At 60.7% G+C, this 21,475-nt stretch carries 22 protein-coding genes; 12 read left to right on the top strand and 10 right to left on the bottom strand.

The features are described 5' to 3' along the window. The first annotated feature begins 53 nt into the window (after positions 1–53). Positions 54–1,004: a helix-turn-helix domain-containing GNAT family N-acetyltransferase gene (locus tag LOY67_RS15750; protein ID WP_265063371.1), complete on the top strand. Its 951-nt coding sequence runs from the start codon at positions 54–56 to the stop codon at positions 1,002–1,004. On the opposite strand, the gene LOY67_RS15745 is transcribed toward LOY67_RS15750, so the two are convergent. Beyond that, a complete protein-coding gene (locus LOY67_RS15745) occupies positions 970–1,899 on the bottom strand; it encodes a hypothetical protein (RefSeq protein ID WP_265063370.1) in 930 nt (309 codons plus the stop codon). The genes LOY67_RS15750 and LOY67_RS15745 overlap by 35 nt on opposite strands. Before the next feature lie 340 nt (positions 1,900–2,239). Here LOY67_RS15745 and LOY67_RS15740 point away from each other — a divergent pair, with 340 nt between their 5' ends. Genes LOY67_RS15740 through LOY67_RS15725 form a run of 4 tightly spaced genes read left to right on the top strand, consistent with a single transcriptional unit; the run spans position 2,240 to position 7,354 of the window. After that, entirely contained in the window at positions 2,240–2,722 is a 483-nt protein-coding gene (locus LOY67_RS15740) for a formate dehydrogenase subunit gamma (RefSeq protein ID WP_265063369.1), read from the top strand. Further along, the gene (locus tag LOY67_RS15735; RefSeq protein WP_265063368.1) at positions 2,716–4,275 is read left to right on the top strand and encodes a formate dehydrogenase beta subunit; all 1,560 of its coding nucleotides are present in this window, start codon (positions 2,716–2,718) and stop codon (positions 4,273–4,275) included. The genes LOY67_RS15740 and LOY67_RS15735 overlap by 7 nt, the downstream gene beginning before the upstream one ends. Then, positions 4,272–7,148, top strand: a complete 2,877-nt coding sequence (gene fdhF / locus LOY67_RS15730) for a formate dehydrogenase subunit alpha (protein WP_265063367.1) — start codon at positions 4,272–4,274, stop codon at positions 7,146–7,148. The genes LOY67_RS15735 and fdhF overlap by 4 nt, the downstream gene beginning before the upstream one ends. After that, positions 7,145–7,354, top strand: a complete 210-nt coding sequence (locus LOY67_RS15725) for a formate dehydrogenase subunit delta (protein ID WP_265063366.1) — start codon at positions 7,145–7,147, stop codon at positions 7,352–7,354. The genes fdhF and LOY67_RS15725 overlap by 4 nt, the downstream gene beginning before the upstream one ends. A gap of 69 nt (positions 7,355–7,423) precedes the next feature. Here the strand turns inward: LOY67_RS15725 and LOY67_RS15720 are convergent, their stop codons facing one another. From LOY67_RS15720 to LOY67_RS15690, 7 genes are all read right to left on the bottom strand, one after another. After that, positions 7,424–8,119: an OmpW/AlkL family protein gene (locus LOY67_RS15720; RefSeq protein ID WP_265063365.1), complete on the bottom strand. Its 696-nt coding sequence runs from the start codon at positions 8,117–8,119 to the stop codon at positions 7,424–7,426. A 405-nt stretch (positions 8,120–8,524) separates the two neighbouring features. After that, positions 8,525–9,289 carry a Fic/DOC family protein gene (locus LOY67_RS15715; RefSeq protein WP_265063364.1) on the bottom strand — a complete coding sequence of 255 codons (765 nt, stop codon included), beginning with the start codon at positions 9,287–9,289 and terminating at the stop codon, positions 8,525–8,527. Further along, the gene (locus tag LOY67_RS15710; protein ID WP_265063363.1) at positions 9,286–9,546 is read right to left on the bottom strand and encodes a hypothetical protein; all 261 of its coding nucleotides are present in this window, start codon (positions 9,544–9,546) and stop codon (positions 9,286–9,288) included. Before LOY67_RS15710 ends, LOY67_RS15715 begins: the two co-directional genes overlap by 4 nt. A 364-nt stretch (positions 9,547–9,910) precedes the next feature. After that, positions 9,911–10,192, bottom strand: a complete 282-nt coding sequence (locus tag LOY67_RS15705) for a fructose-bisphosphate aldolase (protein WP_265063362.1) — start codon at positions 10,190–10,192, stop codon at positions 9,911–9,913. A 586-nt stretch (positions 10,193–10,778) separates the two neighbouring features. Next, positions 10,779–11,918: an epoxide hydrolase family protein gene (locus LOY67_RS15700; protein WP_265063361.1), complete on the bottom strand. Its 1,140-nt coding sequence runs from the start codon at positions 11,916–11,918 to the stop codon at positions 10,779–10,781. Between the two features lie 13 nt (positions 11,919–11,931). Next, positions 11,932–12,381 (bottom strand): GNAT family N-acetyltransferase, encoded by a 450-nt coding sequence (locus tag LOY67_RS15695; RefSeq protein WP_265067776.1) that lies wholly within the window; start codon positions 12,379–12,381, stop codon positions 11,932–11,934. A 118-nt stretch (positions 12,382–12,499) separates the two neighbouring features. After that, positions 12,500–13,288, bottom strand: a complete 789-nt coding sequence (locus tag LOY67_RS15690; protein WP_265063360.1) for a nucleotidyltransferase domain-containing protein — start codon at positions 13,286–13,288, stop codon at positions 12,500–12,502. Between the two features lie 237 nt (positions 13,289–13,525). On the opposite strand from LOY67_RS15690, the gene LOY67_RS15685 reads away from it, so the two are divergent. Beyond that, positions 13,526–14,029, top strand: coding sequence for a DUF6998 domain-containing protein (locus LOY67_RS15685; RefSeq protein ID WP_265063359.1), 504 nt, complete (start codon positions 13,526–13,528; stop codon positions 14,027–14,029). 46 nt (positions 14,030–14,075) lie between these two features. On the opposite strand, the gene LOY67_RS15680 is transcribed toward LOY67_RS15685, so the two are convergent. Continuing rightward, positions 14,076–14,360, bottom strand: coding sequence for a hypothetical protein (locus LOY67_RS15680; RefSeq protein WP_265063358.1), 285 nt, complete (start codon positions 14,358–14,360; stop codon positions 14,076–14,078). A 180-nt stretch (positions 14,361–14,540) separates the two neighbouring features. Between LOY67_RS15680 and LOY67_RS15675 the strand changes: the two genes are divergently transcribed. Then, positions 14,541–15,236, top strand: coding sequence for a tRNA (adenine(22)-N(1))-methyltransferase (locus tag LOY67_RS15675; RefSeq protein ID WP_265063357.1), 696 nt, complete (start codon positions 14,541–14,543; stop codon positions 15,234–15,236). Here the strand turns inward: LOY67_RS15675 and LOY67_RS15670 are convergent. Then, positions 15,217–16,479, bottom strand: coding sequence for an acyl-CoA dehydrogenase family protein (locus tag LOY67_RS15670; protein WP_265063356.1), 1,263 nt, complete (start codon positions 16,477–16,479; stop codon positions 15,217–15,219). The two genes, LOY67_RS15675 and LOY67_RS15670, sit on opposite strands and share 20 nt — an antisense overlap. A 376-nt stretch (positions 16,480–16,855) precedes the next feature. Between LOY67_RS15670 and msuE the strand changes: the two genes are divergently transcribed. From msuE to LOY67_RS15645, 5 genes are all read left to right on the top strand, one after another. Beyond that, positions 16,856–17,419, top strand: coding sequence for an FMN reductase (gene msuE / locus LOY67_RS15665; RefSeq protein WP_265063355.1), 564 nt, complete (start codon positions 16,856–16,858; stop codon positions 17,417–17,419). A 37-nt stretch (positions 17,420–17,456) separates the two neighbouring features. Further along, positions 17,457–18,554: a dimethylsulfone monooxygenase SfnG gene (sfnG, locus tag LOY67_RS15660; RefSeq protein ID WP_265063354.1), complete on the top strand. Its 1,098-nt coding sequence runs from the start codon at positions 17,457–17,459 to the stop codon at positions 18,552–18,554. A gap of 15 nt (positions 18,555–18,569) precedes the next feature. After that, positions 18,570–19,730 (top strand): AMP-binding protein, encoded by a 1,161-nt coding sequence (locus LOY67_RS15655; protein ID WP_265063353.1) that lies wholly within the window; start codon positions 18,570–18,572, stop codon positions 19,728–19,730. A 12-nt stretch (positions 19,731–19,742) separates the two neighbouring features. Continuing rightward, a complete protein-coding gene (locus tag LOY67_RS15650) occupies positions 19,743–20,525 on the top strand; it encodes an ABC transporter ATP-binding protein (protein ID WP_265063352.1) in 783 nt (260 codons plus the stop codon). A gap of 67 nt (positions 20,526–20,592) precedes the next feature. Beyond that, positions 20,593–21,474: a branched-chain amino acid ABC transporter permease gene (locus tag LOY67_RS15645; protein ID WP_265063351.1), complete on the top strand. Its 882-nt coding sequence runs from the start codon at positions 20,593–20,595 to the stop codon at positions 21,472–21,474. Position 21,475 lies beyond the last annotated feature (1 nt).

The raw sequence follows: 21,475 nt of genomic DNA, 5'->3' as shown, positions 1-21,475 counted from the left end.
TTGCATTGGTTGTGCTATACAACCAATTGCACGTTTCACCTGAGGTGTATTCCATGGACCAATCCCCGCAAGGCCTGATCAACCACATCCGTTCGGCGTCGCGCCTCATGGTGCGAGAATTGGGATTCATGAATGCCACGCTGGCGGCTACGGCGTATCCGCCGTCCTCCGTACACGCCATCGTCGAGATCGGGAGCCGAGAGGTGCTGACGGCCGCCGAGCTGGTCGAGCTCCTTGGCCTGGAAAAGTCCAGTGTGAGCCGCATGGTTCGCAAGCTCATCGGGGCGGGTGAACTCGAAGAAGTTCTCAATGAGGCTGACGCGCGCTCCAAGCACCTGCGACTCACTGCGCAGGGCGTCAATACCCTGCGCTCCATCGATCGCTTCGCCACGCAGCAGGTAGAAACGGCCATGTCTCACTTGACCGAGGAACAACGCCGGACAGTCCGTGAAGGCATCGCTCACTATGCTGTCGCGCTGCGCGCACATCGACTCGGTACTGAACTGTCATCCGCGGCGCAACTGGACATTGCCCGCGGCTACCGCCCCGGCATCATCGGCCGCATTGTGCAGATGCATGCGGACTATTACGCCCGGCATTCGGCTTTCGGTCAGCCGTTCGAAAGCCTGGTGGCCTCGGACATGGCCGAGCTGATGGGACGTTTGCACAACCCGCGCAATGAGGTCTGGGTGGCCCTGGAGGGTGAGCGCATTGTCGGTTCGATTGCCATTGACGGTGAAGGCGAGGGTGGTGAAGCGATCCTGCGTTGTTTCATTCTCGACGACTGCGCTCGGGGCAAGGGCGCAGGCAGGCGGCTGTTGGCCGAAGCCATTCAGTTCTGTGACCAGTGGAAGTTCCCTGCAACGAGACTCTGGACATTCCAGGGGCTCGATGCGGCTCGCAGGTTATATGAAGATTTCGGTTTCAGGTTGGAACATGAGCAGGAAGGGCAGCAGTGGGGGCGGCGGGTCATGGAACAGTGTTTTGTGCGCCCTTTTTTGTAAGGCCGTCGACGCTCATGTTGCGCTCGATGATGATCGAGTCATTGGGGATTTCCAGACGGATTGCCGTATCCACGGTGCGCATTTCTATCAGTGTCGAGTTGCCAACCCCGCGGAACACCACAGTCGCATTTTCAAAGGTTTTATAGTCCTGCAAGGGTGAGTCCTTGGGTGCGGGTAACAGGTTGGCATAAGGCGGCTTTACCAGAATCGTTGCTCGTTCGATGCGTATCTTTGCGAGACTCATGGCGGTTTGCAGCAAATCCGAGGTGACCCCGCCCATGAGGATGGGGGTCAGAATGATGAGTCCGGCAGCCATCGCCCTGATTCTTTTCAGGTGTTTCACATCGACGCGGGCGTCGTTGTCGAAAGGCTCGGTGTCGACTGTCTCCAGAGCCGATCCGGCCTTTATTTTTCTGTCCTGCATCAGGAAGGTCGAATAAACGATGTACTGAAAAATCGGCAACAGGATGAGGGGGATATGCTCAATGGGATGTTTGCGCGCAAGAAAATAAATGGTCACTACGCCACAAATGCCGAAAAACACCGTCAGGAAGGTTATTTTTTCCAGTTTCAGTTCTGGTTTGGACTTTTCAGCGCTCAATATCGTCTTGAGCCAGATGAAAAATCTCAGCACCGGTACGAACACTGGCGCAAGCAGTACGCCCGCAGCCGTAACGGAAGCCGAAAAATAAAGGCAGATGATCCCGAAACAAAACGCAGCGACCAAAAACAGCAGGCTGTCGCCGATGGAGACACCTTGCGGGTAATGGCCATTGCTGAGCAGGTAGCTGACGATGCACGTTCCGCCGGTGATCAAGCCGGCTTTCGCGGCGAGGGAAAGCAACTTCGTTGCGAGATCAATCTGCTTTTCGAGTTCGCTCGTGGTGTCCCGCATCCTGCGTTTCTCATGAACTATTTCAATGATTGGGTTTAGAGCCGTTTTCGCCAATGTGCAAGTCACCCGCAATCGGTTATAAGTCGGGTTCTAATGGAGCGCGGGCGACTTTTCACCCCAAGTCGCTTTCAGAACGCGTTTTGTCGTCCATGTGCAATTGCCAGTCCCCGGGAGTGGCAAGCTGTAAGGATGCCCCGGATCAGGCGCACCAAGATGCCTGACCGGAGAGCGAGGAGGGCGACCGGATAACCACGCTTCCGTGACGTGGCCGGACGCCGCAGCCAAGACTCCGAACGACTGCCTCATTGAGCAGTGTCGTTCGAGATGCCGAGGTAAGTTTATGCCCGATGAGACGCTTCACCTGCCTCTGATTCAACGTGTATTGGAGCGCGAAAAGGACACCCCCGGTGCCTTGCTGCCGATTCTTCATGCCATCCAGGAGGGCTGCGGGTACGTTCCCGATGCGGCCGTCCCGGAAATCGCCCATGCCCTCAACCTCAGCCAGGCTGAAGTGCGCGGGGTGATCAGTTTCTACCACGATTTCCGTACCACGCCGCCCGCGCGCCATACCTTGCGCCTTTGCCGGGCGGAGTCCTGTCAGAGCATGGGGGCCGAACAGCTGGCTGCCCAATTGCGCGAACAACTGTCGCTTGACGATCACGGCACCAGCGCCGATGGCAGCATCAGCCTGCGGCCGGTCTACTGCCTGGGTGCCTGTGTCTGCTCGCCGGCCCTGGAACTGGACGGCCAGTTGCACGCGCGGCTGACACCTGAGCGCCTGCGCGAACTGGTCAATGGCTGTCTGGAGGAAGGCACATGCTGAAGCTCTGCATTCCCCGCGATTCGGTAGCCCGTGCCGTCGGCGCGGACTCGGTGGTCGCTGCCCTGATGCGCGAGTCCGAGCGTCGGCAGTTACCGCTGGAGGTGCAGCGCACCAGTTCCCGTGGCCTCTATTGGCTGGAGCCGCTGCTGGAGCTGGAAAGCGCCAACGGCCGGCTGGGCTTCGGTCCCGTCACACCGGCGGACGTGCCTGGGTTGCTCGACGCCCTGGCAGGCGACCCCGGTAACCATCCATTGGCCCTGGGGCCGGTGGAAGAAATTCCCTATCTCAAGAGCCAACAGCGTCTTCTGTTCGCTCGCGCCGGTATCACCCGGCCGCTGTCCCTGGACGACTATCGCGCCCATGGCGGCTTCCAGGGCCTGGCTCGCGCGCTCCAACAGGATGGTGCACAAGTGGTTGCCAGTGTGCTCGACTCGGGCCTGCGCGGCCGGGGCGGGGCGGCATTCCCGGCCGGCATCAAGTGGCGCACCGTGCGCGATGCACCGGGCACGCAGAAGTATGTGGTGTGCAACGCCGACGAAGGCGACTCCGGCACATTCGCCGACCGCATGCTGATGGAAGGCGATCCGTTCCTGCTGATCGAAGGCATGATCATTGCCGGTATCGCTGTGGGCGCGACCATGGGCTACATCTATGTGCGCTCGGAATATCCGGACGCTGTCGCTGCCTTGAACGACGCCCTGGTCATCGCCCGCGAGGCCGGCTACCTGGGCGCCGACGTGGCGGGCAGTGGCCGCACCTTCGAGCTGGAAGTCCGGGTGGGGGCGGGTGCCTACATCTGTGGCGAGGAAACCGCTCTGCTGGAGTCCCTCGAAGGCAAGCGTGGCACGGTTCGCGCCAAGCCACCGTTGCCCGCGCTGCAAGGCTTGTTCGGTCTGCCGACCCTGGTTCACAACGTGCTGACCCTGACCTCGGTCCCGGTGATCCTGGAGAAAGGCGCGCAGTTCTACCGCGACTTCGGCATGGGCCGTTCCCTGGGGACGATGCCGTTTCAACTGGCTGGCAACATCCGCCGCGGTGGTCTGGTGGAGCGCGCCTTCGGCCTGACCCTGCGGGAACTGGTGGAAGAATACGGCGGTGGTACCGCCACTGGCCGGCCGCTTAAGGCCGCCCAGGTGGGTGGCCCGCTGGGCGCCTGGGTGCCACCTTCGCAGTTCGACACGCCGTTGGACTATGAAGCGTTTGCCGCCATGGGCGCGATGCTCGGCCACGGCGGTGTGGTGGTGGCCGATGACAGCCTGGACATGGCGCACATGGCCCGTTTCGCCCTGCAGTTCTGCGCCGAAGAATCCTGCGGCAAATGCACGCCGTGCCGGATCGGCTCCACCCGTGGGGTGGAAGTGGTGGACCGGCTGCTCGCCAGCACCGATGCCGGTGCCCGTCAGGAACAGGTCCTGTTGCTCCAGGATCTCTGCGACACCCTGCAATACGGTTCGCTCTGTGCCTTGGGTGGGATGACCTCCTATCCTGTCGCCAGCGCCCTCAAGCATTTCCCTGCCGACTTCGGTATGGCGACCACGGAGGCCGAGCAATGATCAACATTTTCGATCCCGCCAGCGATATCGACCTGGGCACCCCGGCCCGCGAAAGCGAGGTGCAGGTCAGCCTGAGCATCGACGGCCGCGAAATCAGCGTTCCCTCCGGCACCTCGGTGATGCGCGCCGCAGCCTTGCTCGGCACCACCATCCCCAAACTCTGCGCCACCGACAGCCTGGAACCGTTCGGTTCCTGCCGCATGTGCCTGGTAGAGATCGACGGCATGCGCGGCTATCCGGCCTCGTGCACCACACCGGTCACCGAAGGCATGGTGGTACGCACCCAGACCTCCCGACTCGCCGGCCTGCGGCGTAACGTGATGGAGTTGTACATCTCCGACCACCCGCTGGACTGCCTGACCTGTTCGGCCAACGGCAACTGCGAATTGCAGACGGTGGCGGGGCAGGTCGGCCTGCGTGAAGTGCGCTACGGCTACGAGGGTGACAATCACCTGGCCGAAACGAAGGACGTTTCCAACCCTTACTTCGACTATGACCCGAGCAAATGCATCGTCTGCAACCGCTGCGTGCGGGCCTGCGAGGAAACCCAGGGCACCTTCGCGCTGACCATCACCGGGCGCGGCTTTGACTCGCGGGTGGCGGCCGCCGGCGGTGACAACTTCCTCGACTCCGAATGCGTCTCCTGCGGCGCCTGCGTGCAGGCCTGCCCGACGGCAACGCTGATGGAAAAAAGCGTGGTGGAGATCGGCCAGCCGGAGCGTAGCGTCATCACCACATGCGCCTACTGCGGTGTCGGATGTTCCTTCCGCGCCGAAATGAAAGGCGACCAACTGGTGCGCATGGTCCCGGACAAGAACGGCCAGGCCAACCACGGCCATTCCTGCGTCAAGGGGCGTTTCGCCTGGGGCTACGCCACCCACCCGGATCGCATCACCAAGCCGATGATCCGCAAGCACATCAACGATCCGTGGCAGGAAGTCAGCTGGGACGAGGCCGTCAATTACGCGGCCAGTGAATTCCGTCGCATTCAGCTGAAATACGGACGCGATTCCATCGGCGGCATCACGTCCAGCCGCTGCACCAACGAAGAAACCTACCTGGTGCAGAAACTGGTGCGTGCCGCCTTCGGCAACAACAACGTCGACACCTGTGCCCGGGTCTGCCATTCGCCGACCGGTTATGGCCTCAAGCAAACGCTGGGCGAGTCCGCCGGCACCCAGACCTTCGATTCGGTGATGCTGGCCGACGTAATCCTGGTGATGGGCGCCAACCCGACCGACGCCCACCCGGTGTTCGGCTCGCAGCTCAAGCGGCGTCTGCGCCAGGGCGCGCGGCTGATTGTCATCGATCCACGGCGCATCGACCTGGTGGATTCGCCCCACGCCCGCGCCGACCTGCACCTGCAACTTCGCCCAGGCACCAACGTGGCGATGCTCAATGCACTGGCCCACGTGATCGTCACCGAAGGCCTGGTCAACCAGCCTTTCGTCGACGAGCGCTGCGAGGTGGCGGATTTCGCCCGCTGGCGTGACTTCGTCAGCCTGCCGGAGAACGCGCCCGAGGTGCTGGGCCCGGTGTGCGGCGTGCCTGCCGAGCAGATCCGCGCCGCCGCACGGCTCTACGCCACTGGTGGCAACGCGGCCATCTACTACGGCCTCGGTGTGACCGAACACAGCCAGGGCAGCACCTCGGTGATGGGCATCGCCAACCTCGCCATGGTCACCGGTAACATCGGTCGCGAAGGCGTCGGCGTGAACCCGTTACGCGGACAGAACAACGTGCAGGGTTCCTGCGACATGGGCTCGTTCCCCCACGAGCTGCCCGGCTATCGCCACGTCTCCAACGAGACGGTACGCGCCCAGTTCGAACAGGCCTGGAACGTCAGCCTGCAACCTGATCCGGGGCTGCGCATTCCGAACATGTTCGAGGCGGCGCTGGATGGCTCCTTCAAGGCGCTGTATTGCCAGGGTGAGGACATCGCCCAGAGTGATCCGAACACCCAGCACGTCACCGCGGCCCTGAGCGCCCTGGAATGTGTGGTGGTGCAGGACATCTTCCTCAACGAGACAGCCAAGTTCGCCCACGTATTCCTGCCGGGCAGTTCGTTCCTCGAGAAGGACGGTACCTTCACCAACGCCGAACGGCGCATTTCCCGCGTGCGCAAGGTGATGGAACCCCTGGCCGGCAAGGCCGACTGGGAGGCCACCGTGGCCCTGTCCGAAGCCCTGGGCTACAAGATGGACTACAAGCACCCGTCCGACATCATGGACGAGATCGCCCGCCTGACGCCGACCTTCACCCGGGTCAGCTACGCCGAACTGGATCGCCATGGCAGCCTGCAATGGCCGTGCAATGACGAAGCGCCGGACGGGACGCCAATCATGCACATCGACGAGTTCGTGCGCGGCAAGGGGCGCTTCATGCTCACCGGCTACGTGCCGACCGAAGAGAAGGTCAACAGTCGCTATCCATTGCTGCTGACCACCGGGCGTATCCTCAGCCAGTACAACGTGGGGGCCCAGACCCGGCGCACCGACAACGTCGCCTGGCACGAGGAAGACCGTCTGGAAATCCATCCGACCGATGCCGAGAACCGCGGTATCGTCGAGGGCGATTGGGTCGGCATCGGCAGTCGTGCCGGGCAGACAGTGCTGCGTGCCAAGGTTTCCGAGCGAGTGGCGCCAGGGGTGGTCTACACCACCTTCCACTTCCCGGAATCGGGTGCCAACGTGATCACCACCGACAACTCCGACTGGGCCACCAACTGCCCGGAATACAAGGTGACGGCGGTGGAAATCGTGCGGGTCAGCCAGCCTTCGGAATGGCAGAAACGCTACCAGGCCTTCAGCGATGAACAGGGGCGCCTGCTGCGTGAACGCCGTCAGGCCGAGAAAGCCGAGGTGCGCCGATGAGCACCGAAAGCCTGATCAAGATGGCCAACCAGATTGGCCAGTACTTCTCCAGCGAGCCGGACAAGACACTGGCCGTGAACGGCGTGCGTCAGCATATCCAGAGTTTCTGGACGCCGGTCATGCGTAATCAGCTGATGAAATGGCGAGTGGAGAACCCTGGCGATGAGTTGCACCCTCTGGTGCAGGCGGCATTGACGGAGTCGTAGCGCAAAGGTTCGGTGCGCAGCCCCGGCCGGGGCTGTGCACCGTTCTGCGGCCACAGAGGGCTGCTGTGGTCAGAATTTGTAACCCAGCCCGACCATGTACACGAAAGGGTCCACCTCGACATTCACCTTGGACCTGACCCCAAGCGTTGTATTGCTCACATAGGCATCGGTCTCGATGTCGATATAGCGCATCTGTGCGTTGAGCATCAGGCGATCGGTGAGCATGTAGTCTGCGCCCACCTGGGCCGCCCACCCCCATGAATTGCTGGCATGAAACGAGTCGAATCCCGCGGCGCTGGCGCGGCTGCCGACGCTTTCATCGTAGAACCAGGTGTAATTGATACCGACGCCCAGATAGGGCTGGAAGGCAGCCTTGTTGTTCAGCGGGTAGTAGATCAGGCTCACCGTGGGTGGCAGGTGCTTGAGGGATCCCAACTTGCCATCGGCCACGCCGCCGGAGGTGCCGGAGATATTCACGTCGTGCTCGAATGGCGTCGCCGCCAGCAGCTCGACGCCCAGGTGGTCGGTAATCATATAGGCGAAGTTAAGGCCAAGCTGGGTATCGCTATTCAGGCTCGCCTTGCCGCCCAGGTCGGTACCGGCGAGGCTGCCGCGATCAACCCGCACGCTCGAGCTGCTTTCCCGAGGGTCGACGGTCACGGCCCCCGCACGGATCAGGATATCGCCGGCTTCGAAGGCCTGGGCGGTCGAGGCCGACATCACCCCGATCAACAGGGCGGCGTTCAGAACATTCAATTTACGCATGCATCACTCCACAATTCGGACGAAGGACATCCAGCTCGAACCGCTGACGGGTCCAGCTGATGCCGGGAGATTCGAGTATCGAAAACCCCGGGGGGATGAACATCGGCCGATTGGCATAGTGCAGAGGGGTGATGTGTTTCAGTCCTTGTCTGCCCGCGGGAAGGGCTGAGGGAAGGCCACAAGTCTTTCATTCCCCGCCAATCCCTGTGGGAGCGAGCCTGCTCGCGATGGCGGTGGGTCAGCTCAGGATGATGTTGGATGTACCGACTCATCGCGAGCAGGCTCGCTCCCACAGGGGGTATGCCACCCTCTGTGGCGAGGGAGCTTGCTCCCGCTCGGTGGCGCAGCCGCCGTAAAATCGGAGTAAGCAGTGTGCCTGGAGAAATAAGGCGTCTGGCTTGCCTCTCAGTTCTCTGATTCTTGAGAGGATTGAATGCCGGAAGGCCGCGTCCGATAGGTTTTGTAGATCTGTTGGACTTCGGGATTGTTCAAACTCTCGTACGTGATGTCTTCTTTGTCCAAGCCATCCAGGCCTTTGATGCCATTAATGGTTTCTGGCCATTCATCACGGCTTGATATATCCACTACGAAGGGTTTTAGATAGTGATCAAGATATCCTTGGCAAGGTTCTCGAATTTCGTCGCTGAGGGCCCGTAAGTAATCATCCTTGCTTGTCCTTGACCAGTCGATAGCAAACCTGGCCCGATAGCAGAGCTCCATGAATAGCAACAATATTGTGCGTCCATTACCGTCCAGAAAGGGATGTGCAAAAGCGAGTTGGCCCATCACCTCTCCAGGGTGGTCCCTGAAGCGCTTTTTGTCTGCTGCCAGCCTGAGCGCATAGTCGACAGACAGCTTGATGAGGTCCGGTCGTTCGAAGGCGGTGCTGCGGGGATCATCATGGGACCCCTTGAAAACCGCGAGGTGAGGTACCAGTTCGTTCCGATCTTTCCCTGCCCAGTGATAGAAGCCAGAGAACAGGGTCTCGTGAACTTTGAGCACAGCTTTGTAATCGATAACTTTTTTCTTGGAGAGATAAGCAAGAGCATCCTCAATGCTCAACTCGAACGAAAGATGCTCTGACTCTTTTACTTCAGTGGGGTCTTTAAGTTGTAGCGAATTCTGAAGGTATCCAGCTGTTTCGAAATCGCCGAACGGGTCAAAGTTCATGCGCTACATTTCTTGGCGCGTCTCTTCTCCTGAAGATAACGCCCCTGCAGCGACAGAGTCTCAGATTTGCTCAGCACGCCTTTCTTCTTGAGATTGACGAGCAATTGTTCAACACCATCCAACTCGACGATATCGCCAGCCAGACGGGTAATGGTCACAGCCATACGACTCATGCCGTCAAGCTCAGCAGTGACCTTATGGGCTTTCGCAAGCTTGCGGACTTCATTTGCGACACTGGCAGTAGCTGTTTGGGTCATTTGAAAGTCCTCCTATGTACGCCAAAACCATAGCACGACGCTGGTTTTTTGTCTTCGCAGGCTGAGCGATGGGGTAATGTCCCCAGACCCGAAAGTCTCTCAAGCGCAACTGCCATAAAACCGGGGCATGCGGTGTGCCTGGAGAAGAGAGGCGCCTGGCTTGGGGCTGCCTCGCAACCCAGCGGGAGCAAGCTCCCTCGCCACGGGTGGTGATTCCTACGAGATTTTCGGACGGTCAGTGCCGCCAGGAGCACCCGGATTTCTGTGGGAGCGAGCCTGCTCGCGATGGCGTCGGGTCAGGCTGCATTGAGGCTGAATGTGCCACCGTCATCGCGAGCAGGCTCGCTCCCACAAAATGCATGGCTTAGCTTTCGAGCCCGCGCCGTTCAATCACCCCAAACACATCCGCCACATCCTGCACCAGGATCCGTGCGACGTTGGTGACGGTGTTGACATCGTTCGTTGCCGAGTCCCGCAGGCTGGCACAGGCCATTAGGCTCAGGTAGTCGAGCGTCGCGTGCAGGCGTTCGCTGATGCAGGCATGGAGCTCGGGGAGCGGAGCTTGGGTGTCGATCAGCAGGACGGGGTGGGTGGTTGCGATTTGGGTGAGAGGGGTGAAGCGGTTGGATGGTTGGTTCGTTGTCATAAGGCTGTATTCCTTCCAAAAAGAGAGAATTGCCACCTTTCTGCTGCGAAACAAATGGGTGGCAGTTGCGTGCGGGTTCGCAGACCGGTGAAGGAATAAACCCGGCAGACCCGAAAGTCTCCCACGCGCAACCGCCATAAAGTGAACGCAGGCAAGTTTGCCTGAATTTTCATTCGACGGTGCATTCCTTCTAATGTCGGGCTGCGAAACCCTGCCGCCAAACCAGCGACGGATCCAACTATAGAAGTCGATTCCGCCAGCAACAACCGGCCTGTAGGACGCCCTCGATCCCCTGTGGCGAGGGAGCTTGCTCCCGCTCGGTGGCGCAGCCGCCGTAAAACCTGGGCATGCGGTGTGCCTGGCGAAATGAGGCGCCTGGCTTGGGGCTGCTTCGCAACCCAGCGGGAGCAAGCTCCCTCGCCACGGGTGGTGATTTCCTACGAGATTTTCGGACGCTCAGTGCCGCCACGAACACCCGGATTTCTGTGGGAGCGAGCCTGCTCGCGATGACGGTGGCAAATTCAATTTCAATGCAGACTGATCCACCGCAATCGCGAGCAGGCTCGCTCCCACAGAGGCATCAGCGTTATCTCAAGGCCCGAAAGAACGCCCGGATATCCGCCACCAGCAACTCCGGCTGCTCCAGCGCCGCAAAGTGACCGCCGCGTGGCATCGTGGTCCAGCGCTCGACCGTACAACACCGCTCCACCCAGCTTCTTGGCGGCATGGGCAGTTCCTTGGGAAACAGCGCGACCCCAACCGCAGGCTGAACCCGCTCCCCGCTGTTGAATTGCAACGGTCGCTTGCTGCCCTCCACGTACTGACGAAACGATGAGCCAATGCATTTCGTCAGCCAGTAGAGCGTCACGTTGGTCAGCAGCCAGTCACGGTCAATGGCTGGGTCAGTATCACACCAGGCCAACAGCTTTTCCCCCATCCAGGCTAACAACCCGGCCGGTGAGTCGTTCAGACCCACGGCCAGGCTCTGGGGTTTGGTTCGCTGGAGGTGGGCGTAGGCGCCTTCGGCATCGCCAAACGCGGCGGCGCGCTGGAGGAAAAGCCGTTCTTCCTCTGTCTGCGGCGGCTCGGTTTCACCCAGGGGAGGGCGGTAGGAGCCCGGAATGTAGTTGAGGTGAATGCCAGTCACCTGCTCGGGAAACCGCACCCCCAGCCAGATCGAGACACCCGCGCCAATATCCCCGCCTTGGGCGCCAAACCGGTCATAGCCCAAACTGGCCATCAACCCATGCCACACCCCGGCAATCTCATGAGGCCCCATGCCCGCTTGCATGAACGGCGCCGAAAAGGTGTAGCCCGGCAACGATGGCACCACCACATGGAACGCATCCGCCGGATCGCCACCGTGGCTGGCCGGGTCCGTCAGCAATGGAATGATGCGCTGCATCTCGATGAACGAACCGGGCCAGCCATGGGTCAGCACGAGAGGCATCGGATCCGGCCCGATACCCCGCTGATGGACAAAGTGAACCCTTTGCCCGCCGATGCTGGCGACAAACTGCGGCAAGCGATTGAGCTCGGCTTCCCGGGCGCGCCAGTCGAACCCGGTCGACCAATAGGCGAGCAGATCGCGAAGCACGCCCATGTCCATGCCTTCGCTCCAGCCTTGATCGGGCAATGGCTCGGGCAGTCGTGTGTTGCGAAGGCGATGGCGCAGGTCTTCCAGGTCGCGCTCGGGGATGTCGATGGAGAAGGGTTCGATGAGCATGGTCTTGGACTGGCTACGTTGTCGGGGTTAGTGACTTCACATGTGTAGCAAAATCATCCCGTATTGTCTGGAACCCACAGCGAAGGTAAAACGCGGCTCCCTCTGGCGTGTCCGTGGATAGGCGTACTGCACGAAACCGCTGGGTTGCATGTTCCAGAAGATGATTGACCAGGAACCTACCCACATTCTGACCTCTTGATGCACGCGCGACATAAACCCTGCGCAACCTTCCGGTGTCTGATCCGGCATAGGGATCATAGGAAAGGCCACCGACAGCGATCAGTTGATCGTCGCGAAAGACACCAAAAAATCCCTCGCCGGACCGATCAAATTGGTTCACGCCGCTTTCCCACTCTGCAATCAAGCGCGTAAGGAACCGGAAACCTTCCGTAACCGCTTCTGCTTCCAACACCTGAACGCCAGGAGAAAGCGCGCAGATCGGCTGTATTGACAGTCTGTTCATAACCGATTCGTCGTTGCGGTCTAGGGTTGCCTGTTGACCGAAGGTGTGATCACACACCGTCGTCTTGTTGGTTGCCCGCATCCTGCCTCAATACGGGAATATGGAAAAAGGCTGCTCATCATCCCCAGGTTTCTTCCAGCACTGAACGAAACAGCGCTGACAGCAAGGGTTCGACTTCTTTGCGTTCGCTACGGGTCGGCTTGATGGCCTCAAGACGAAGCAGCTCGCGCTCGATGAACTGTTGGATGGGCATGACCTGTGGGGACAGCCCCAATTCTGGAGATGTGCGTTTGATTGCCAGCAGGTCGTCGATCGCACTCTGGAGTTCTGATTGCCCCTCGATGACCGTTCGCAGCGTGTCAAACTCAATGGGAGCAGGTGTATTGAATTGCTCCAGCCATCGCACCGATAACAAGGGTCGCAGCACGTAAAAGTATTTTTTCAGCGGCACTTGAGGAGCCTGCAGATACCCCCGGTAGTTGGTCTTGGCCATGCTGCGATAATGGTAGATACCACTCTCGACCGAATACACCTGTGGCAGCAGGGCTTTGGCTCGTTCGTGAAAAGATCCTGAGTGCTCATAGATAATGGTGGACTGAAGCCATTCGACGAAGCCTGGATTGGACTTCCAGAACAGTCGCAATGCCTTGCGCAGGTCCCAGCCATTGATGTCCATGTCGTCGACGATGGGGTATTCGATGACGTCGCGTCGTTCCTCGAGTCCGACAGAGAGGTACCATTCAGGCTTGTTGACGTAGATGAAACGGGCGTCGTAATCGCTATTGGGCGAGGCAAACCCCCAGGCACGACTGCCTGACTCCACGGCGAGTAGGACCTTCACTTCATGCTCACTCTCAGCACGACGAAGACGACTTCGGACTTCTTCCTGGACGACCACTGAAACCATGAGCAAACTCTAGATCGGATGATGTTGACCGCATCCTACCCATTTATGCCGGAGGCGCACAAACAAAGGCTTCCCAACCGTCTTTTCAGGCGCTTGAGCAGCCTTGGCCATAATTGTTATTACTCCGCAGCCTTGAGCGTATTGATCTGAACAGATCTGAAGTCGGCAGCGCTGCGGTCCAGATCATCGGTGCTTCACAATAGACATTTGGAAATTGCCGTAAAGGAGAAGGATTGAATGGATGGAAAAGAGCCCGTATTGCAGTTACCCGAGGTAATACGCGATTTATGGAGGGCACAACAAGCACTGGTTAATCACTATTCGAGTACGAGACTGAAGTTCACTCTCGACGGGCGTCTGGTGGGAGACATCGCAGAAGCCTTGGCACTGGAGTACTTCGACCTTGTGCTGCCACCTAAACGTACAGGTGGCGTGGATGCGTTGACTCGAAATGGAAGGACCGTGCAAGTGAAGGCAACGGGTAGGATCAATTCAGGACCCGCTTTTACGCCGGGAGTGGGTTTTGCCGACCACCTGCTCTTTTTCAGGATCGACTTCACGTCGAACACTGCATCGGTGGCCTATAACGGGCCAGAGGCTCCTGTCCGGAGCTTGTTGCCTAAGGAAGACTGGAAAGGAACGAAGGTGATCGCCCTTAGGGACGTCCAGAAACTGGCTGCACAGGTAATCCGTGAGGACTTTCTTCCATTTAGATCCTTCATGGACGAGAGAGCACTGTAAAGGTGAGGTTTTCGACGGGTACGGCCTGCTAACTTATGACCATTGCTCAGCCACAAACGCGATACCGGATCTCCCGATCAAACGAGTCCTCGGGGTTCTCATAAGCCTCAAGCGTTTCCAGGAATCCCATCTGCTCCAGACCCGCCAGGTCTTCGAGCGCCCATCCAAACGGAAAGTCGCTGGAGACGTTTTCGCCTTGGCACTCAACCCAGTGGTAGACCCCGAAAGGGACGTAGCCGAGCCACTCTGACTGGTAGACGATTTCGTCGGATTTGCCGGCTTTCACCGCCGCCATGATCAACTCTTTGATGATTGCTTGACGGTCATTCATGGTGACTTCTCATCTCGTTTATTGGCCTGCCGGTGAGCCAGGACCGGTTATAGGGGCGGACGCCGCTGTTGTCAAAGCCACGACCCTGGTCGCATAAATTTGAAATGCACCGCGTTGCTCGCCAGAATCGCTGCCCGATCCGGCCAATGCTGTCGGACGTTTGGGTGAGAGGGGTTGCGGTTGAACGAACAGACATTGTCCATGCGCCTGGAGCGGGTGGCGGCGCAGGTGCCGGTGGGGGCGCGCCTGGCTGATATCGGCTCGGATCACGGTTACTTGCCGGTGGCGTTGACGCGCCGTGGCGTCATCGTCGCGGCGGTGGCCGGGGAGGTGGCGATGACACCGTTTCGCTCGGCCGAACGGACGGTGCGCGAGAATGGCCTGGAGCGGTGGATCAGCGTGCGTTTGGCTGATGGTCTGGCGGCAATCGAGCCGGGAGACGGGATCACGGCGGTCAGCCTGTGTGGCATGGGCGGGGAGACGATCCGCGACATCCTCGAGCGCGACAAGTCACGCCTGAACGGCCAGGAGCGCCTGATCCTGCAACCCAACGGCGGCGAGCAGCCACTGCGCCTGTGGTTGGTGGAAAATGGCTACCGCATTCTCTGCGAGGAAGTGCTGCGGGAGAACCGCTTCGACTACGAAGTCATCGTCGCCGAGCGCAGCGGGCCGGTGACATACACCGCCGAGGAGCTGTACTTCGGTCCGCTGCTGATGCAGGCGCGCAGCCCGGCCTTCCTGGACAAGTGGCAGCGCAGGCTACGCCAGAAACACAAGACCCTGGCGAGCTTCGCCCGGGCACGGCAGGCCGTGCCCGGGGAAGAGGTACAGGACGTTGCCCGGCAAATCCGCTGGATCACCGATTTGCTGCGTTGAGCTCGCCTTTCGTCCCGCCACCAATCTGCCAGACATACGGCGGCTCCGTCCCGTTGATCTGCCAATCGCCAATGATGCGTTCCTTATAGATCAGCGGGTTGTGCGAGGCCGCGGTGCGAGCATTTCGCCAATGGCGGTCGAGGGCTTTTGCGCTGCTGGTGGCTGAAGCGCTGAGTGCGTTGAACAGGTCGCTGGTGGCGCGCAGTATCAGGTCGGCGATGACGACCTGGGCCTGGGCCGATTCCAGTTCGGCGGCGACGTTGGCGTGATGTTCGGTATCGGCGTCGTGGCTGAAGCGGCTTTCATAGGCATGTTGCGAAGCCTGCGCCGCGCGCAGGGCGGTGGCTTCGGCGGCGTAGACCTGGGCCGAGGCCTTGCCGACCACCTGCTGCACCTGCACGTCCTGGCTGACCTGACTGGCGTTGCCGGTGCTGAAGATTCGTGTGCGTTTCTGCACCTGCTCGGTGATGTCGCGGACCGCTGCGCGGCCAGATCCGGTCAGCACGGCCAACAGGACCAGTTGATAAAACGCGGTCTGGTATTTGAAGCGAGTGGAAAAGTCGATGAGGTTTTCTGCCTCGACCACGGCATTTTCGAACACCGACGTGCCGCTGCCGGTGGTGCGTTGGCCGAAGCCGTCCCAGTCATCGCTTTGCCTGACGCCCGGTTGTTGTACGCGGACGGCAGCGATCACGTCGGTGCCGTTGTCGTCACGCTGGGCATACAGGTCGATCCAGTCGGCGAAAATGCTGCCGGTGCTGTAGAACTTGGTGCCGTTGACCACCCATTGCTCCCCCTGACGGGAAACCCGGGTACCGACCTGGCCGATTTTCACCTCGCCGACTTCGGTCCAGGCATTGCCCACCAGTTCACCGGCCACGAAGCGCTTGAACCATGTGTCCTGGGTACTGCCGGCATGGGCGTTGAGGCGGTCTTCGACAAAGGCGAAATGACCGCGCAAGGCCTGGGGCAGGTTGGAGTCGGCTTCGGCGAGTTCGATCAGCAGTTGCAACAGTTGCGGTAACGAAGCACCGGCGCCGCCATGTTCGACGGGTACGCGCACGGCGCCGAAGCCTGCTTCCTTCAGCCATTTCACCTGCTCATAGGGCAGGCTGCGGGACTGTTCACGCTCCAGCGCGCCGGCCTGGATACGCGCGAAGATCGGCCGAAAACGCTCGGCCAGGGCCTGATAGTCGGTGCCGGTGGAAAGGCTATGGGGCAGATGCTGTTGCTGTGCGGTCATGACGAAGTTCCTTCTGATGACGAGAGGGCGGACAGGAAAGAGCCTGTCGCTGCAGCACTGGCATTGCACGCTCCATGCCCAACGCCGAAAGCCCCGTGGAATCGGGGTTTGATACTGGTGTTCGAGTGAAAGAGCTGTCGCCCTGCGGACAATGTGTTGCTTGGCTGTATGCCTGCCAACAGTTGCCATCGTCAGCCACGACACCCTCGGTGTTGGCAGGGCAACAGCCGATCAACAACCTGTCCGTCGGGCGACAGTGAAGATGATTGCCAGTTTCTACTAACTTATTGATTAATAAAATAAAAATGAGTTGGCATGGTTGCTGCTCCTGACCTTGTGCAGATGCTGGTAAGGCATCAAGGACACAGGGTGAGAGATGAGCAGACAATTCAAAGTAGTGGCGATATCAGGCAGCGTGCAGCGACCGTCCCGCACGTTGGTCCTGCTCCAGGCACTGGTGGAAAGGCTCGGGCAGCAATTGCCGATCGAGGTGCGCCTGATTGAGTTGGCCGAAGTCGGTCCTGGGTTCGCCGGCGTGTTGCGTCGTGAAGTGTTGCCCGCCGCCGTGCAGGATCATCTGCGCGCCATTGAAAGCGCCGATCTGCTGATCGCCGCAAGCCCGGTCTATCGGGCGTCGTACACGGGGCTGTTCAAGCACCTGTTCGATTTCGTTCATCACGAAGCCCTCAGGAACGTCCCCGTGCTATTGGCCGCCACGGGGGGCTCCGAGCGCCATGCCCTGGTCATCGATCATCAGCTACGCCCGCTGTTCGGGTTTTTCCAGGCCCTCAGTCTGCCGGTTGGGGTCTATGCCACTGAGACCGATTTTACCCACTACCGGATCTCCAGCACCGAAGTGCTGGAGCGTATCGAGCGTGCTGTCGAGGCGGCGTTGTCGAGCCTTGCCTCGGATGCCCGGCGCAATACCAGCGCCGCCTGATCATCCCTTCCTTTCAACGAGCTGTGGAGTACATGCAATGAGCCAGGACACGATCAAGTTTGCTTACTGGGTACCTAACGTCAGCGGCGGGCTGGTGGTCAGCAAGATCGAGCAACGCACCGACTGGGGGATCGACTACAACCGCAAGCTGGCCCAGATCGCCGAGGAGGCCGGGTTCGACTACGCCTTGTCTCAGGTGCGCTTTACCGCCGGTTATGGCGCCGAATACCAGCACGAATCGGTGGCCTTCAGTCACGCCTTGCTGGCCGCCACCACGCGCCTGAAAGTTATCGCGGCGGTGTTGCCGGGGCCATGGACGCCTTCGGTGCTGGCCAAGCAGATTGCAACCATCGATCATCTGACCGGCGGCCGAGTCGCGGTCAACGTGGTGTCCGGCTGGTTCAAGGGCGAGTTCACCGCCATTGGCGAGCCATGGCTGGAGCACGACGAACGCTATCGCCGCTCCGAAGAGTTCATCACCGCGCTCAAGGGCATCTGGACCACCGACAATTTCACCTTTCGCGGTGACTTCTACCGCTTCCATGACTACACCCTCAAGCCGAAGCCCTTGCAGCAGCATCCGGAAATCTTCCAGGGCGGTAGCTCGCGTGCCGCACGGGACATGGCTGCGCGGGTTTCCGACTGGTATTTCACCAACGGCAATACGGTGGAAGGCGTCAAGGCCCAGATCGATGACATTCAGGCGAAAGCCGCTGCCAACCACCACAAGGTCAAGGTCGGGATAAACGCTTTTGTCATCGCCCGCGACACCGAAGAAGAGGCGCGTGCAGTCCTGGCGCAAATCATCGATCAGGCCGACCCGGAAGCGGTGAATGCCTTTGGCGACGCGGCCAGGCAGGCCGGCAAGTCGAGCCCGGAAGGCGAGGGCAACTGGGCCAGATCCAGTTTCGAGGACCTTGTGCAATACAACGATGGCTTCAAGACCAACCTGATCGGTACACCCCGGCAGATCGCCGAACGGATCGTGGCGCTCAAGGCCGTGGGCGTCGATCTGGTGCTCGCGGGGTTCCTGCACTTCCAGGAGGAAGTCGAGTATTTCGGCCGCAAGGTCCTGCCGCTGGTGCGTGAGCTGGAGCAACGCAAGGTGGCGACCAGAACAGCGGCAGTCGCTTAGGCGCGGGAGACGGACATGGGTACGCTCACCAACCTGCCCGACGAGGCGCCGTCGAGTTTGCCCCAGTGGCTGCAGCACCAGGCGCGGCGACACGGTGCGGACGTCGCCCTGCGTCATAAGCATCTGGGCATCTGGCAGGTGCGGACCTGGGGGCAGGTGGCCGAAGAGGTGCAGCGCCTGGCGGATGCCTTGCAGGCCCGAGGCTTTTCGGCGGGCGCGACGCTGACCATCATCAGCCGGCCCAGGCCGCAGGCGCTGCTTGCGGCACTGGCGGCGCAGTGGCTGGGCGGCGTAGCGAGCCTGTTCGATCCGTTGGAGCCGGCCACCGGACAAGTGCAACTGCTTGGCACTCTGCAGCCGGACTTCGTACTGGTTGAGGGCCGCGAGGAGATCCTTCGCCTACAAGCGGCACAGGTAGTCGCCCGTGTGCTGGTTTACCTCGATAAGCGTGGCCTGCCGGAATCGATTCCATTCGTTCAAGCGCTGGATTATGCCGCGCTGATTGCCCAGCGGCCTGTCGCTGAACGAGCGCCTCAAGGACTTGGGCAGGAAACCGCATTCGTGTTCTATCGCCAAGGTGCGCAGGCAATCGAACAGCAACGCCTCAGTCACGCCGAGCTATTGCAGGAAGGCCAACGGTTGGTGGCGCGCGAATCGCTCGGGCGGCAGGAAGAAGCGCTGGTCGCGCGAGGGTTCGCTTCAGGCGGGCAAGCCCGCTATCTGCTGGCGCCTTGGCTGATCGCCGGTTTTCGCCTGAACTTTCCAGAGAACCTCGCCACCCGTGATCGTGACCGACGGGAACTGGGCCCGACACTGGTGGCCGGGACGCGGGAAACCTACGAGCGTTTGCACGGGTACGCGCTGGAGCGTTTGCCGGAACCCGGCAGTTGGTCCCGCAAGTTAGTGAACTGGGCGTTAGCAACGGAACCGGGTGTGTTGCAACGGCATCTGGGGGGCTGGCTGGTACGGCGACCACTGCGCGACGTGCTGGGGTTTACCCGCACCCGCGTGCCCCTGTTGGTGGGCGATACCTTGCGGGCCGAGACCCGGGTGTTCTTCGAGACCCTGGGAATCCGGGTTCGCCACTGCAGCGATTCGGTCGAATGGACGTCGCCGGTGAGTACCGCAGAGAACGTCACCGAGGACTGGATCGAACGCCAGTCGCAATGGGCTTGAGAGGTGTGTTCCATGACTGAAACGAGCATCGTGAATTTGCTGGAACTGGAACAGGTGTCCCTGTCATTCAAAGGCGTCAAAGCGGTCACCGACATCAGTTTTCGCGTTGTCACCGGTGAGATCTGTGCCTTGATCGGCCCCAACGGCGCCGGCAAGAGTTCGCTGTTGAATGTCATCAGCGGTGTGTACCAGGCCCAGAGCGGGCGTATCCGTTTTGATCGGAAAGAGTGGCGCAGGGTGCGCGCCCACGATGCGGCCGTGCGCGGTATCGCCCGGACGTTCCAGAACATCGCGCTGTTCAAGGGCATGAGCGTGCTCGACAACGTCCTGACCGGACGCAATCTCAAGCGTCGCAGCACCTGGATCGAACAGACCCTGCAAATCGGTCGAGCCCGGCGCGAGGATGATCGCCAGCGTGAAGCGGCGGAGCGGGTCATTGAGTTCCTGCACTTGCAGCCCTGGCGCCACGTGTCGGTCGGCACGTTGCCCTATGGCTTGCAGAAACGGGTAGAGCTGGCCCGTGCGCTGGCGGCGGAGCCTCGGCTGTTGCTGCTGGATGAGCCCATGGCCGGGATGAATGCCGAGGAGAAGCAGCAAATGAGCCGTTTCATCGTCGACATCAATCGCGAACTGGGCACCACCGTGGTGTTGATCGAGCACGACATTGGCGTGGTCATGGACATCAGCGACCACGTGGTGGTGCTGGATTACGGTCGCAAGATCGGCGACGGCGCGCCCGAAGCGGTACGGCAGAACCCCGAGGTCATTGCGGCTTACCTGGGCACACGCCACTGACATCGGCTATTCGAGGCTCTCCCGTCGGGGAGGGCAGGCAGGTTGCGCCCGCAGAACAGGAACAGGCATGGAATTTTTCTTTGAAGTACTGATTGGCGGGCTGCTGGCGGGGGTGATGTACGCCCTGGTCGCCATCGGTTTTGTACTGATCTACAAGGCCTCCGGCGTGTTCAATTTCGCCCAGGGCGCGATGGTGCTGTTCTCCGCGCTGACCTTTGTCAGCCTGTTGGAGCGCGGCGTGCCGTTCTGGCTGGCCTTTCTTGTCAGCCTGGCGGCCATGGTGTTGATCGCGGTGGCGGTGGAGCGCGTGGTGCTGCGCCCGCTGGTCAATCGTTCACCCATCACGCTGTTCATGGCCACCCTCGGACTGTCCTACGTCATCGAGGGATTCGCCCAGGCGCTGTGGGGCGCCCAGGTGCATGGTTTGGAGCTGGGCATCAGTGACGAACCCCTGGAGCTGGGCGGGATGCTGTTGTCGCAGTTCGACATTTTCGCCGCGCTGACAGCGGCATCGCTGGTGCTGCTGTTGTCCTGGCTGTTCAACAAGACCCGACTGGGGCTGTCGCTGCGAGCCGTGGCCGACGATCCGCTGGCGGCGTTGGCCGTGGGCATCCGCTTGCAGCGGGTGTGGGTGGTGGTGTGGTCGGTGGCAGGGTTTGTCGGGCTGGTCGCCGGCCTGCTCTGGGGCGCCCGCCTGGGGGTGCAGTTCTCGCTGTCGCTGGTGGTGCTCAAGGCATTGCCGGTGTTGATCATCGGTGGCTTCACCTCCATCAGCGGCGCGATTGTCGGCGGGCTGATCATCGGCGCCTCGGAGAAGCTGGCGGAGGTGTACCTGGGACCCATTATCGGCAGTGGCATCGAGAACTGGTTTCCCTACGTGCTGGCGCTGCTGTTCCTGCTGGTGCGCCCGGCGGGGTTGTTTGGCGAACGTGCCATCGAACGGGTCTAGG

The sequence above is a fragment of the Pseudomonas sp. B21-056 genome (genome assembly GCF_026016325.1).
GTDB lineage: Bacteria > Pseudomonadota > Gammaproteobacteria > Pseudomonadales > Pseudomonadaceae > Aquipseudomonas.
Note: the sequence above shows the minus strand (reverse complement) of the source record. Positions and strands in the feature narration are given on the sequence as shown.